At 55.3% G+C, this 11,919-nt stretch carries 12 protein-coding genes; all 12 read right to left on the bottom strand.

The features are described 5' to 3' along the window. Nucleotides 1–50: 50 nt before the first annotated feature. Entirely contained in the window at nt 51–593 is a 543-nt protein-coding gene (gene traX / locus G6Q29_RS19580) for a conjugal transfer protein TraX (protein WP_022650001.1), read from the bottom strand. Then, nucleotides 590–1,792: a conjugal transfer protein TraW gene (gene traW / locus G6Q29_RS19575; RefSeq protein WP_022650000.1), complete on the bottom strand. Its 1,203-nt coding sequence runs from the start codon at nt 1,790–1,792 to the stop codon at nt 590–592. Before traW ends, traX begins: the two co-directional genes overlap by 4 nt. Nucleotides 1,793–1,804: 12 nt before the next feature. Further along, the gene (locus tag G6Q29_RS19570) at nt 1,805–2,377 is read right to left on the bottom strand and encodes a conjugal transfer protein TraV (RefSeq protein ID WP_154590113.1); all 573 of its coding nucleotides are present in this window, start codon (nt 2,375–2,377) and stop codon (nt 1,805–1,807) included. Then, nucleotides 2,374–5,427, bottom strand: coding sequence for a hypothetical protein (locus tag G6Q29_RS19565; protein ID WP_022649998.1), 3,054 nt, complete (start codon nt 5,425–5,427; stop codon nt 2,374–2,376). Before G6Q29_RS19565 ends, G6Q29_RS19570 begins: the two co-directional genes overlap by 4 nt. An 86-nt stretch (nt 5,428–5,513) precedes the next feature. Beyond that, the gene (locus G6Q29_RS19560; protein ID WP_063864836.1) at nt 5,514–6,239 is read right to left on the bottom strand and encodes a hypothetical protein; all 726 of its coding nucleotides are present in this window, start codon (nt 6,237–6,239) and stop codon (nt 5,514–5,516) included. A gap of 183 nt (nt 6,240–6,422) precedes the next feature. After that, nucleotides 6,423–6,827 (bottom strand): DUF6750 family protein, encoded by a 405-nt coding sequence (locus G6Q29_RS19555; protein ID WP_022649996.1) that lies wholly within the window; start codon nt 6,825–6,827, stop codon nt 6,423–6,425. A 34-nt stretch (nt 6,828–6,861) separates the two neighbouring features. Continuing rightward, the gene (gene traQ / locus G6Q29_RS19550) at nt 6,862–7,386 is read right to left on the bottom strand and encodes a conjugal transfer protein TraQ (RefSeq protein WP_022649995.1); all 525 of its coding nucleotides are present in this window, start codon (nt 7,384–7,386) and stop codon (nt 6,862–6,864) included. Then, nucleotides 7,386–8,156, bottom strand: a complete 771-nt coding sequence (gene traP, locus G6Q29_RS19545) for a conjugal transfer protein TraP (protein WP_022649994.1) — start codon at nt 8,154–8,156, stop codon at nt 7,386–7,388. Before traP ends, traQ begins: the two co-directional genes overlap by 1 nt. Next, the gene (gene traO, locus G6Q29_RS19540) at nt 8,140–9,447 is read right to left on the bottom strand and encodes a conjugal transfer protein TraO (RefSeq protein ID WP_022649993.1); all 1,308 of its coding nucleotides are present in this window, start codon (nt 9,445–9,447) and stop codon (nt 8,140–8,142) included. The genes traP and traO overlap by 17 nt, the downstream gene beginning before the upstream one ends. Beyond that, nucleotides 9,447–10,427 (bottom strand): DotH/IcmK family type IV secretion protein, encoded by a 981-nt coding sequence (locus G6Q29_RS19535; RefSeq protein ID WP_022649992.1) that lies wholly within the window; start codon nt 10,425–10,427, stop codon nt 9,447–9,449. The genes traO and G6Q29_RS19535 overlap by 1 nt, the downstream gene beginning before the upstream one ends. Before the next feature lie 10 nt (nt 10,428–10,437). Next, nucleotides 10,438–11,055, bottom strand: a complete 618-nt coding sequence (locus tag G6Q29_RS19530) for a DotI/IcmL family type IV secretion protein (RefSeq protein ID WP_179297403.1) — start codon at nt 11,053–11,055, stop codon at nt 10,438–10,440. Nucleotides 11,056–11,144: 89 nt separating this feature from the next. After that, nucleotides 11,145–11,495, bottom strand: a complete 351-nt coding sequence (locus tag G6Q29_RS19525; RefSeq protein WP_022649990.1) for a hypothetical protein — start codon at nt 11,493–11,495, stop codon at nt 11,145–11,147. Nucleotides 11,496–11,919 lie beyond the last annotated feature (424 nt).

Here is an 11,919-nt window from a genome sequence, read left to right as displayed (position 1 = left end):
CCGGATAATGCATGAATGCCGGGATGTCGGCAGGAGGCAGAGAAGGGCAGCTATTTCCCGAGAATGGCATCTCGTACGGCATGGGTTTCCGCCATGAAATGCTGAAAGGTGCCTCTTTCAGCAAGACTTACGCGACGGTTGCGTAACTGCCACAGTCGGTAGGTTACGATTAGCGCTTTTGACCATGCCACGCCAGCACCGGAAAACAGCACCACACAGGTGCTGATCTGGTGCGCGGAGATACTCCCACCAATAATGAATGGTGTCAGTGCTGCAAGCGGAACCGGTATGGCCATAAGCCAGAACAGCACTCGCCAGCGCCTGCGCTGGCTCACATACCCCTCATCCAACTGTGCGGGGGTACAACCTGATTCCGCAACGGCTTTTTCCCAGTCAGGAGAAGCCGGCGGTTTGTCGTCAGTAATGAGCTCCGGAAAAGCATCACGCATTCGCTCAATATTTCGTGATGTCATGTGCCGGGCAGCCCGCAAATACCACTTCGTTTCCTGCAATGGCAGAAATATGCTCAGCAGTCCCCGGGTAATACGTCCAGGTAGTCCTTTTTTCCGTGCGACTGTTTTTTCCAGTGTCATTTGGCAGCTCCCTGGTTCATGGCTGATTCGAGTTGTTTCAGACGTGGGGCGTAGGACTGGCGGGCAAAGGCGGCGAGTAGCTGGCCGTCGATCACGTTCCCTTTGCGCAGCAACTCTTTAATGTCGTTAAGTTGCCAGTTCATCTGTGCCGTAGTTCGGATGAGTTCGCGCATAAGGTTATCTCCGTCCATTTGCTGCAGGTCGGAGAGATAGGCTGTGTTGGCATATCGACGTCCGGCCTCAAACGATTCAAATTCTCGCTGGCTCATGTAGCCCTTCGCCTTCGCCTCCGGCGAAGCCACATTGTCAAAATACTGCGCTGCGGAAGGTGACTGCAGTGCTTCTTTCAGGGCATCACGGGTGGTTTCACTGGTCTTACTGTCGGCAATCAGCGAGAGCTGAGGTTCAGACGCGGCATCGATGATACCGTTGTACTCGTTGAGCAACCCTACATACGTACGACCGGTAACAGTGTTGACTTCACCTTTGCCTGGCGTGCGGCCTGCTGAAGGTCGAGCCGTGTTTTTCATGTAGGCCATAGCGGCATCAATCTGTTCCTGTGACCAGGAAAGTGCCGGTGCCTGCCCTTCAGGTCCCGCGCCGCCATAGATGGAGCGTACCTGACTGTCACCTCCGGGCAAATTACTGACGGCAGGGCAGATACCGGTTCCGCCAAAGCGTTCATATTCTGCTGCCGTACAGTACGCGGCATGTACGTTCGCACCGTCATAAGCGTCGCGGGCCTGTTCTTCCGATGCTGTAGAAATCCTCTTCCGCACCGCTGAACTGGAAACACCTTTGCCTGATGAGAGTTTTGACGCGGCGCTGCCTGATGCACTTTTACTTTGTGCTGCCACACCGGATGCGGAATCACTACAGATCGAATCCGGTACCGAAAAACTCTGCCGTGCCTCCTCCAGACGTTGGGTTTCATTATTGAAAATCATTTGCTGACGAGTAGCCTGCCCATCCTGATTAATCAGGGCGCCGAGCTTGTCGGCGTTCTGTGTGATGGCTGTGCCGGTTGCCTGTTGCATCTGTAGTATTTCGACCAGAGTTGCCTGGATGGTGGCCATCTCAGGCAGAACCTGAGTCGTGATCGGAACGCTGGAGTTCACGTTGACCGTTAAAGCACTGGCAACAGTGGGAAGGCTGGACGCGATGGCCAGCGCCAGCGCGGGGAGATGACGTTGTAGCATGAGATTCTCCGTTTATTTGAGCGGGGTAAACACGCCGGGAAGGCGGGTTGACTGTGTGCCGGGGGCGAGGGCGACCAGAGGGAAGGTCTGAAAGCGTCTGCTGATACGTCCTTCCCGGCTGCGGGTGTCTATGATTGTCAGCCCACGACGCGTGATTCTTGCATGAGCTGGAGGGGTGATATCCAGTACCGGCCAGTCTCCCGAGCTGAGTTGTGGGGTATCTGCCCCCTCCGGCCATAACCAGGTATCATCAGTTAACACCGCCCCTGTATTTTCAGGTAGCAACCACTGGACCACATGACGCGATTCCCGCACCGGTTCGCCTGGCTCATTGACCTGCCAGATGGCTGTTGTGACCAGCTGGCGTGGTCGCGCTTTGAGTGAAAGAAGCACGCCACAGGCCTCTTGCGTTGCCCGGCGATCGGTCGCGTATACCGCCCGGGAGTTCACTGCACTGTCTGTACGGAAGTGCCGGGACGGCAGGACGAACTCCACGCCGTCGGCATCGATCACCAGGCGGGAAAGACTGACCTGGCCCTTTACCGGGCGGCGACAGCGTGGCGTCAGGTGGATGGAACACATCAAAGGTCATACCCCAGCTCATTTATCATTTCGTCTGCCATCAATTCGATGACGCCCTTATCACCACGGGCGCCACTGTTACGCTCCCTGTACTCAATGAGTTTTTTTGCGGATCCGCGAGGGAACTTCTCCGCCAGTAACTGACGGGCACGGGCAGTACCGATCGTATCCGAGAGATTTCTGCGTAGCGCGCCGTCTTTTTTGTCTGAGTTAAGCGACCACAGCTCCAGCGGTCCGAGCGTAAACCGGACAATCCGTGCCAGCGTCCCCTGGGTTGTGCGCATCATACATAGCATCGGTACGCCACTACCGTCTGCAGCCGGACCAGCTGGCATACGCAGGAATGCATGAAGATTGTGTTCGGGGATCTTAAAACTGTCCCGTAAAAGTGGAATATCTTCCTGGCGGAAGCGCAGCAGCCAGAGGGTGTTGGCAGAGTCGAGCAGGCTTTTCGGATAGTCGGTAAGGAACTGGGTACTCAGCACCGTGCGGATACCAAACTTACGTTGTTCACGATCCTGCGTATCCAGTGCTTCGAAGATGAAATCAATGCCTTTGACGTTGTGCAGTTCGTCATAGATTTTGGTTTTCATTTCACTATCGAGCTGGTTGATGCGTCGCATAATGCCCGGGAGGTAGGCTTCCGGCAGTATTTGCATTACCTCATCCTGATACTGCGGCAGCAAAAAATCACCCGCAGTGATGTGGCCAGCAAAGAGGAACATGATGCCGGTTTTCAGTCTGCCTGCCGGGGTCTTATCGCCGGCTACGTTGTTTAAGTCTACGGCAATAATGCGTGTGTTCGGGTTCAGCGCAAAACGAGTCCGACTGGCCATCATCGGGTAGTCCTGTCGGGCCTGAATCATGCAGCGCTCAATGTACTCCACCAGGGGCTCCTGTGAGCCGTTACGCTGTATTCGGCCAAAAGTCTCCTGAATAACCTCACTGCGTAGTAGCGCGGGCATATCAGCAAGTTCTGGTACCGCCTGGTAGTGTGCCCGCTGAGCTGCAGATAACTGTCCACGTTCATGCAGGAGGTCACGTACTTCGTACCATGGTGTCGCGGTCCACCACTCCGGATCGTGCTCACCCCACAAACCGGATGACTCCAGTGCCGCATCCACTTCTGGCTCTACGTTTGAACGGAACATGTTTGGCTCAATACCACTACGCATGTCATACGCCAGATCAATCAGGCGATTCACTATTTGCCGGGTATCTGTAGGGTTAGGCGGGGTCCCTTTATCCGGTTCGATACAGAAGGCCGTCAACATGGACGCGATAAATTGCTTCTCTGGTGTCACTGGCTTACGAGCGCCGTACAGGATGTCGAAGACATTGCGTGACTTAGACGGGTCGTTGCTGAGTATGATGCCGACTGCTTCGTCCTTTCTCTCTTCTGGCAGACTGTCACGTATCAGCTGGATTAACCCCATCGCGCTGAATCCTTTATCAATGTGAGCCACATAAGGAAGCGAAACCTGGGCGGAAGATACCTGTATTTCCGTCAGGGTATTAATCAGTACCGATTTACCCAGACCCGAATCGCCAGGGGCAAGTTCGGTATGCTTGTTCTGTCGAGAAGACCCCAGCCCGACTTCCCAGGCGCATCCGTCTTCCGTGTGCAGCATCAGGTTGCCTTCCCCTCGCCAGACGGTACCTGGTCGGTTGAAGGGCAACATCGATAGCGCATGGGAGAGTGGCGGGTAAAGCGGAACAGGGCCGGAGCCCGCTGACGCGGCCAGCATACTGTTGACCCATCCCCTGCGAGGATCACCGAATGTGGTGGTCGTGTTACAGACTCCCCAACCCTGCAACGCTGATTCAAGCAGCATCTGATTACGGGAGCATATTTCCCGGGTATGCCCCCAGGTGGACGCCACAATGGTCATCACGCAGACCGGATCGCGTTCATCCGTTGCAGCCAGCTGTGTGAAAGCGTCGTAAAGTGGGCGAATAGAGGGAATAAATTGTCCAAATGATGAAATAGTCTTTTTCCAGCCCAGCGCTTTCATCCCGCCAGGCATGATGTCGATTCGTATGCGCCAGGGAACGGAACGTGGAACCAATTTCACAAGCTCATTGAAGGGGCGGGGATGCTGAGGCGGAAGTGTTATGGCCACCATGCCGTGCCACAGCCCCCCTGCATGCACCAGATTACCTTCTGTTTCTGGCGTACAACCAAATACCTGAAGATTCAGGAAGGGAGCTAGCAGTGCTGTAGCGTCGCCCTCCTGAAGCGCACCCGCTGGCGCAGCCTTCCCCGGTAATGCCGGGCGCCATGCGGCCGATGTGCTGTTGCGTGCTGTTTCACGTCTGATTTCATTACAGAACTCAGGCACATCAAGCAGGCGGACAAGCAAGCCGTCTCCACCGCGTACGAGTGCTTTTTCAAGAGTGGTGATAAAGCTGTCGTGCCGGATCTTCAGACCAGACATTTGCCAGCGCCAGGGCTCCTGACCAAAGCGCGCGACAGGTGCTTTATCCTGAATGGCCCGAACGGTGGCGTTAAAATCGGTTCGTTCCTGATGACTCACCAGTGTCGGAGAGCTCCAGACGGCAAGCCAGCAGCGCTCACGAACAAGCCACGGAGAAATGACATTGATCTTCTCATTAAGCAGGTCATCCAGCTGGACGCCGATGTGCTGAATTGAACGCATTTGCGGGGCGATCATGGCGCTGACTTCGTCACGCCCTTTTTCCGGGTCACGTTCGAAAATGAAGGCCAGTTTATGGCCGATATTTTTCCAGGTGGTGCTGAGCGTGGACGCGAGGTGCGCGATCATTCCTTCAAACGCATCCGGATGATCGTCTGAGGCTGTTTCCGACATTTCACGCAATGCCCCGGATATTTCGAATACAGAAAGGAAATAGCCATGATGGGTGACACCTATATAAGGGGCTTCCAGCCAGGGTCTGAGCTCCAGATCTTGTTTGTCCAGTCCGATCACCGTACGAATGTCGCAGTAGTCGACAAAGTCAGCAGAGACGGCGAAACGGGAACAGGTATTCATAACGTCTTCAATAGTGAAGACAAGGCGGTTGATATTCATAGCTGCGAAGACTCCACCGGAATGGCGTGTATTGATGGGCGAGGCGCTTCTGTGGGCGCATCTGCGGGATAAGGCTTGCGTTAGGTTTACGTGACAGTGGTACCAGATGACTGTGAGGATAATATTGTTGTCTGCGAGGCTCCTGACAGAACGTCACTGTCCGTCACTGAATCAGGTGTCAGGATCAACGCCACTCCGTTCATTTTTTGTCGCATTTCATCGCGCATGACTGGCGGGAAACGTTTAAGCGCATCTGCATAGTCAGCTGGTCGCCATCCCCCGAAACGTTCTTCCAGAGGAAGACGATGGCGGGTCAGTTCCGACAGTACCCGACGGCCTTCCCGAACCTCGCCTGGTCTGGTGCTGAAGACGGCCTGCAGGGCTTTTCGGTTCAGGGCAACAACATTACGTGGGTGCAGGTCCGGTAGCCAGACCATGACCCCCTGAGCAGCAGCAAATCCGTTGAGGGCATGCCAGGCATGGCAGAGGTAACAGAGGTGAAACGGTGTCGTGAGCCGTTCTAATTCAGCATGTTCGATGTCAGACAGCAGACTGGTGTCGGTCAGCAGTGTTTTGGGGATGTGTCGCAAAGCAATCCGGCGGGCGGCAAGTGATGCGTGCTGCATCCCGGTCCGGGCAGCTTTCAGAGCCCGGGCGTGTTTCTCATATTCAACCGGTACCTGCGGGGTGGGACGTGACTCCAGCTGAGCCAGCGTGTCTTTCGCTCTGACAAGTCGGGTCCTGGCATCCTGCGCGTCTTCCGCAAGTCGGGATAATGGCAGGGATTCCGGTAACACAAACAGATGTTTCATGTCAGCACTACAGCAATAACACCGCCCTCCAGAAACGCTCTCGGGGGGAGGAAGTAAAGGGGCTGTGGAATGGACAACATCAGGAACCGGAAGCGGATGTAGCCATGGACAGTCAGGTGTCTTTTTCTTTTTGCTCATCGTTTTCTCCTGAAAGGGTCGGTAAACACCGACCCTTTCCTGTGGTTAGCTGATATTGACAGAGCTGGTACCGAGCTGTTTCTGGGTTCGTCCCATAATTTCAGGGACTACGGCCAGTAGTGCGCCGATGGCCAGACCTGCACAGCAGCGGCCCACAGTGATCTGCGGATTGGTGCCCACTTTTTTGAAGGACAGCAGGGAACCGATGAAGATGAACACACCGATCGCCTGGGCAATTTCCAGGCCGGAAGTTTTACCGCTTTTGGCACCAGAGGCGGCGCTACCAAACATATCGGCGAGATCGCCATCAGCGAAGGCCATGCCGGGTAACAGGAACGTGACCAGAGCACACAGCCCCTGAATCATGCGCTCGCGGCACTGCATCATGGTCAGCTGGCAGAAAATAACGACGGCATAAAGACGCGCGGAAATAGCACGGAAAAGTGACATAGTGTCTCCTTGGGTTATAAAAAAACGAAGTGTGTTAAAAAGAGAGGCCGAGAGTGGCAAGTGCGGCATCGATGAGCTGAGGTGAAAAGACCATACCGGTCCCTGCAAACAGTTTTACTGTCGCAGCGCGAATGCTTTCACTTGAACTGAGTGCGGTGTGCCCCTCAAGCTCTGATCGTCGAAACATATCGAGTGCCGCATAGACAAACCCCACTCCTGCTAGCCGGACCAGAGAAAGTACGGCGTTAGCAGCCCCGGCAGCAACGCCGTAGGTGGCGGGTTGCACATACGCGATTGCATCAAAAGATGTGGCGCCAAAGCCAAGCTGCGCACCACTGGCATTAATGATGGAGGGGAGAGATACCAGCGCGGCGCAGGAAAAAAGGCCAATAGCAAACTTGCCCGGGGACAATGGACTTCGACTGGAACGTTGCCGGGTCAGAAGTGCGATGAGGCCAAAAAAACCAATCATCTCGGACCAGCTGAATAATAAATCCAGCCCAGCGGTGAAGATGCCCGAAGCAAGATTCTCTATTAGCGTGACGGCATCCAGTGCCATTAGCGCAGGGTTCCTCCGGTTGTCACCACAGAGCGCGTGGCAGGATCAATCTGACGAATAGTGACTTTACCCAGCGTATCCCCCTCCCGGACTGACCAGGTACTGCCCTGCCATTTGATCCACGCCATTCCTGCTTCCAGCGACATGATTTTCATGCCTGCAACAGCACTGGTTGTCTGCCGTTTTTGGGGCCGGGAAGCTGTTTTTGAGGCATCAGAGGTGCTTACGCGGGTTTCCAGAACAGCCAGCTTCTGTGTCAGCTCATTAAGCTGTGCACGCGTTTCTACTGCGTAAGCCTCATCCCTTTTGATAGCATCAGACAGGCGCGTAACGCTGTCTTTAAGCGACGTCAGAGAGTCATTTATCTTGCGGTCACGATCGTTCAGCTCGTCACGGATATCCGTCATCATGCTCGCCCTGTCGTCCTGAGCCATTGGCAGGGACGTATGTGCCGCCGGTTGCGCCGCGGCTGGCGAGACAGCCTGCTGCGGAACAGACTCAACCGTACTATGCTGTGCACCGTCGAGTGTATTTTCAACTTCACTGAAGCTGGTTTCAGACGGCGTATTATTCGTCAATGACAGTGATGGACCGAACAGGTACCAGAGGCTGGCCACTGCCAGAAGCGTTATCCCGAGAAGCCACGGCAGAGAATAGCCAAACAGCAGGTCTCGCTTCCAGAAGGGCGGTTTCTCGCGAGGATCTGGCGCGCCAAAATCATCCTCGCTTTCCAGTGTTTCTTCTTCAGGCATATCAATTTTCTGGTTCATCATTGTTCCTCACGGGTACGGTATCGCCATACTGACGACGGATTTCAGCCTGGCGGCGCGCGATGGCTTCCTGCAGGCGGGTTTCGGTTTGCTGCTCTGCGGCAGCGGGTGCTGATAAGGTGCTATTGATTGCGGGACGAGCCGCTTTATTACTGCTGACAATGTCGTCAGAAGTAACCGAGTCAACGAAGAGAATGGAGATAACTTCTTTCTGCTTCACGGTGACCTGGCGGAACGGCTCACGGGCCATCTCCTGTTTGATGACTTCCGCCCCGGTCTGGGCTGTGCCGCCAACCATTACACCAGCCACTGTGCTGCCATCAGGTTTACCCACTCGTCCGGTGACGGTACCGACACTGGACTGCATAACCTGAGTGTTAGCATCCTTGTACAGACCGCCAAGATCACCAAGACCTCCCAGTACAGCGGGCAGAACGATGTGTGTTCCCCATCGATGGTTAACATCGGAGGCCACAGAAGACATCAGGTTTTTCTCACTCTGTGCGCTTGCATTGACGTTCAGCTCCATGCCGTTCCAACTCATACTGGTAAATCTGATATCCAGTCCATTGCCGGCAAGTTTTGCTGACGAACTGTGAAGTCTTGCGCCAGCCAGCGGCCCGGCAGGAATAACCGCAACAACCTCTGAGTTGGGGTTATCTGAATCCACGGCAGTCTCCATATAACCGGCCGCACGCGTAAGTGCGTGGATGAAGACCTGTGCACTCTCTGTTTCAGTTTTTGTCTCTGCCAGGTTTCTTGTGCCAGTCGCTGGCGATGTCTGCGTAACACTTGCCAGGGCAGTTGCCAGCACCGGTGCATCGCCGCCAGTCTGTGCGTCACTGATCCGCTTAAGCAGTTTTTGCAGTTGAGCCTGGCGCTTTTCGTTTGCCTGCTCTTCTCCGGCCGGGTTTTCCGCATGGCGTGATGCTGCTGGCGGCGGAGGTGGCAGGTCCACCGGTTTTGTTTCTGGCACCTTATCCGGAGGGGGTTCCGTGACTTCAAGGCCGACCGGGAGACTGGCGATGAAGGATGAATCGGTCCGTGCGGCTTCCTGCGCGCCTAAATCGTTTGAGGCTTTAAGCAGTTCACGGTAACGCGGGCTCTCCGTCGTGGTGGTTACGGCACTTGAGGCCGTACCGTTAAGGTTGACGGCAGAATCTGTTCCTGAAGGGTCATGTGTCAGCCACGACATGGCCAGATAACCCGCGGTCACTAAAACCAGGGCACTAAATCCAATTATTGAAAAAAGTTTTTTGCCGTTCTTACCGGCATCCTGTTCTGCGCTCATTACTGAAGCTCCGGCGTGACGTGAACGGATTTCCCGTTTACTGAGAAGGTCAGTAACGGGGTGACGGGGAGTTTCCAGAGATGCGTACCATCCGCTGAAGAGAGTGTCTGTTCAAACTCGTCGCGCAGCATTGCGCGGGAACGGACCATCAGATCATCACCGCTTTGCCAGATCGCAGTGTCAGGGACGTTGCCCTGGAATTTAAGGCGACGGGCATCTTCTGGTGGTGTGCCATCCAGAAAAGCCTGCAACGTGGCGCTGTGGAGTGCGATTTTATCGACGGGTACGCCCGGGGCTGCTGAGCCAGGACCCAGACGCGGGACGCGTAAATCCAGCCGACTGTCGATCTCCTGACTGGCAGTACGGGTGTCTGTCTCACCACTTGTCACATTGATCATGATTGGAACATCAAGCCCTTTCAGATATACGGAAATATTCCCCGCAGCCCACGGGCGCAGTGGTGTTATGGCCAGCATGTTGGTTCCAGCATTGAACTTCACATCAAAACTCTTCGGGCTGGCATTAATTGGCGGATCTGACTGTGGCCACGGTGCGCCATTGATGTCCGTCAGGGTGACGACGCTCTGGTTATTCATGGCCGTGCGTACCAGCGGGATACTGGCGCCTGGAGAAAGATTGAGGGTTAATGAACTGATACGCGGAACCACGCTTATCATTGGGGCATTTACAGAACGCTCGTTGTCGGTCAGTCGAAGCCTCAATTCGCGTATCTCATCCGCTGACAGAGGCGAGTCTAAACCTGCTGCCTCATCTACCAGCGGCGAGCTTTGTTCCGGGGGCGGGAGCTCTCCACTAATCCGGGTTGCCGGTACACCTGTTGTTTGCGCTTCTGCCCCCTGAGGAGCGGCGGCAGTTGTTGCACCAGGCGTCCTGGCATCCTGCCAGCCAGTATTGTCAGCGGCGGCTACGAGGGCCGGACCACACAGCAGTAGTGTGGTCATGAGATAACGAAGTTTCATGGCGGGAGCCTCAGAGATTGCGGGGAGCGTTGCGTGAGATCATCTGGCGGATTTCCATCCCGACGGGTTTCTGTCGTGGATCTACGCGCTGGATGGTAATTTCGAAAACAAACGGTTGTTCAGGCTTGCTGGTCGTCTGCCCAACCAGGCGCAAACGTACCGGATACTGCATTGTCCAGAACCAGGTTCCGTCAGACAGACGCCCACGCCGGATGACGACACCAGCCCCTACGGAACCGGTAAGATTCATACGCTCGCGTTTCAGGGCATCGTAGATATTGGAGTTGGTTAGCGCCTGGATGTAACTGGCGTGTCCTGCTTCAGAGAACAGCGATGCTGTAGAGGATACCTGTTCACGATAATGAACGAAGTCCAGGTTAAAGGCCCGCATCAGAGCCTTGCTGCCAAAGGCGATGGCATCGTCCTGGCTCCATGCTGGTTCGGAAGTGGGAGCCAGGCGAACCAGGCGCCCACTGTCGGTGGCAAAGTAATCCCGTGGCTGTTGTATCAGAGCCCAGGTCAGGCCAGCATTGAGGATGATGCTGATAAGCAGGCCACTCCCCAGCAGGAGGTTACTCTTCATCAGCTCTGGTGCCATTTTCTGGCGTTTTTCTGCCGTTTTCATCATGTTCACGGCGTTTTTCAGCGGATCCTCCGCAGGGGAGGGGGCCCGCCCCTTTGCAGGGGGGGCTGATTGTGTCTGTTTTGTCATAGGTTTCAGGAGTTGAAGTTTTTCCAGGGATCGATGTTGTCTGGGATCTGTTCGTTGACTTTATCCAGGGCCGCTTCGCAGACCTTATTTTCCAGTTGCGAAATGATTTCATCGAGCCCGGGGAATTGCGGCAGGGTCACCTTGACGTTCTTGATACGGGACAGACAGGACTGCAGGGAGGATGAGACATTGCTTTCGCGCTGTTCCCAGGCTGTTGCGGCCGCCCTGGCTCGCTCATAACCAGCCTGGCTACCCGCTTCAGCAGCACTTCCTGCTCGGCAGGTTGCCGCCGCAGCGGCGGCAGAAAAAAGCATGAAGCCGGACAAAAGTCCGGCTTTAAGCATGTGATATCGCATTCTCTCTCCTTATCGGCTTAGCGGCCGGGGCTGTGGGAGTGTTCCTGATGAAGCGCTTTTTCCTGTCTGCCCTCCGGCTTTCGGGCGTCATCCCATTGTTTCCAGGTCTGTTCAAAACCGAGGCGCTGGAACAAGGTATCTGCCTGTTTTTCCGGTGTGTAGAGCCGGGCGGGAAGCGGTGTATCCTCTTCCCGACCTTTCAGGTGGAACGTCATCAGCTGAGGTGCGGCACGGGTGGTGCCGTCGGGTTCGAAATTCACCGCCTGTCCGTAGCCTACAAAGCGGGGACCGTCATCGGTGATGGCATTAATAACCAGCTGACTGTTGTCTGTGGTTGGCGTGGCCAGTGCCGGATACAGCGTGCCATCCAGACGAACCATCCCCTGCAGGTGTTCCCCCGCAGACTGGACAAGCAGCAGATCTA

Origin of the sequence: Enterobacter cloacae (genome assembly GCF_011078175.1) — a bacterium.
Classification (GTDB): Bacteria; Pseudomonadota; Gammaproteobacteria; order Enterobacterales; family Enterobacteriaceae; genus Enterobacter; species Enterobacter cloacae_Q.
Note: the sequence above shows the minus strand (reverse complement) of the source record. Positions and strands in the feature narration are given on the sequence as shown.

What these genes read in the sequence shown, in the direction of transcription:
- traO (WP_022649993.1), bottom strand. Translation starts at nt 9,447, where the DNA reads ATGAGCGCAGAACAGGATGCCGGTAAGAACGGCAAAAAACTTTTTTCA.
- G6Q29_RS19530 (WP_179297403.1), bottom strand. Translation starts at nt 11,055, where the DNA reads ATGATGAAAACGGCAGAAAAACGCCAGAAAATGGCACCAGAGCTGATG.
- G6Q29_RS19525 (WP_022649990.1), bottom strand. Translation starts at nt 11,495, where the DNA reads ATGCGATATCACATGCTTAAAGCCGGACTTTTGTCCGGCTTCATGCTT.
- G6Q29_RS19560 (WP_063864836.1), bottom strand. Translation starts at nt 6,239, where the DNA reads ATGAAACATCTGTTTGTGTTACCGGAATCCCTGCCATTATCCCGACTT.
- G6Q29_RS19565 (WP_022649998.1), bottom strand. Translation starts at nt 5,427, where the DNA reads ATGAATATCAACCGCCTTGTCTTCACTATTGAAGACGTTATGAATACC.
- G6Q29_RS19555 (WP_022649996.1), bottom strand. Translation starts at nt 6,827, where the DNA reads ATGTCACTTTTCCGTGCTATTTCCGCGCGTCTTTATGCCGTCGTTATT.
- traP (WP_022649994.1), bottom strand. Translation starts at nt 8,156, where the DNA reads ATGAACCAGAAAATTGATATGCCTGAAGAAGAAACACTGGAAAGCGAG.
- traX (WP_022650001.1), bottom strand. Translation starts at nt 593, where the DNA reads ATGACACTGGAAAAAACAGTCGCACGGAAAAAAGGACTACCTGGACGT.
- traW (WP_022650000.1), bottom strand. Translation starts at nt 1,792, where the DNA reads ATGCTACAACGTCATCTCCCCGCGCTGGCGCTGGCCATCGCGTCCAGC.
- traQ (WP_022649995.1), bottom strand. Translation starts at nt 7,386, where the DNA reads ATGGCACTGGATGCCGTCACGCTAATAGAGAATCTTGCTTCGGGCATC.
- G6Q29_RS19535 (WP_022649992.1), bottom strand. Translation starts at nt 10,427, where the DNA reads ATGAAACTTCGTTATCTCATGACCACACTACTGCTGTGTGGTCCGGCC.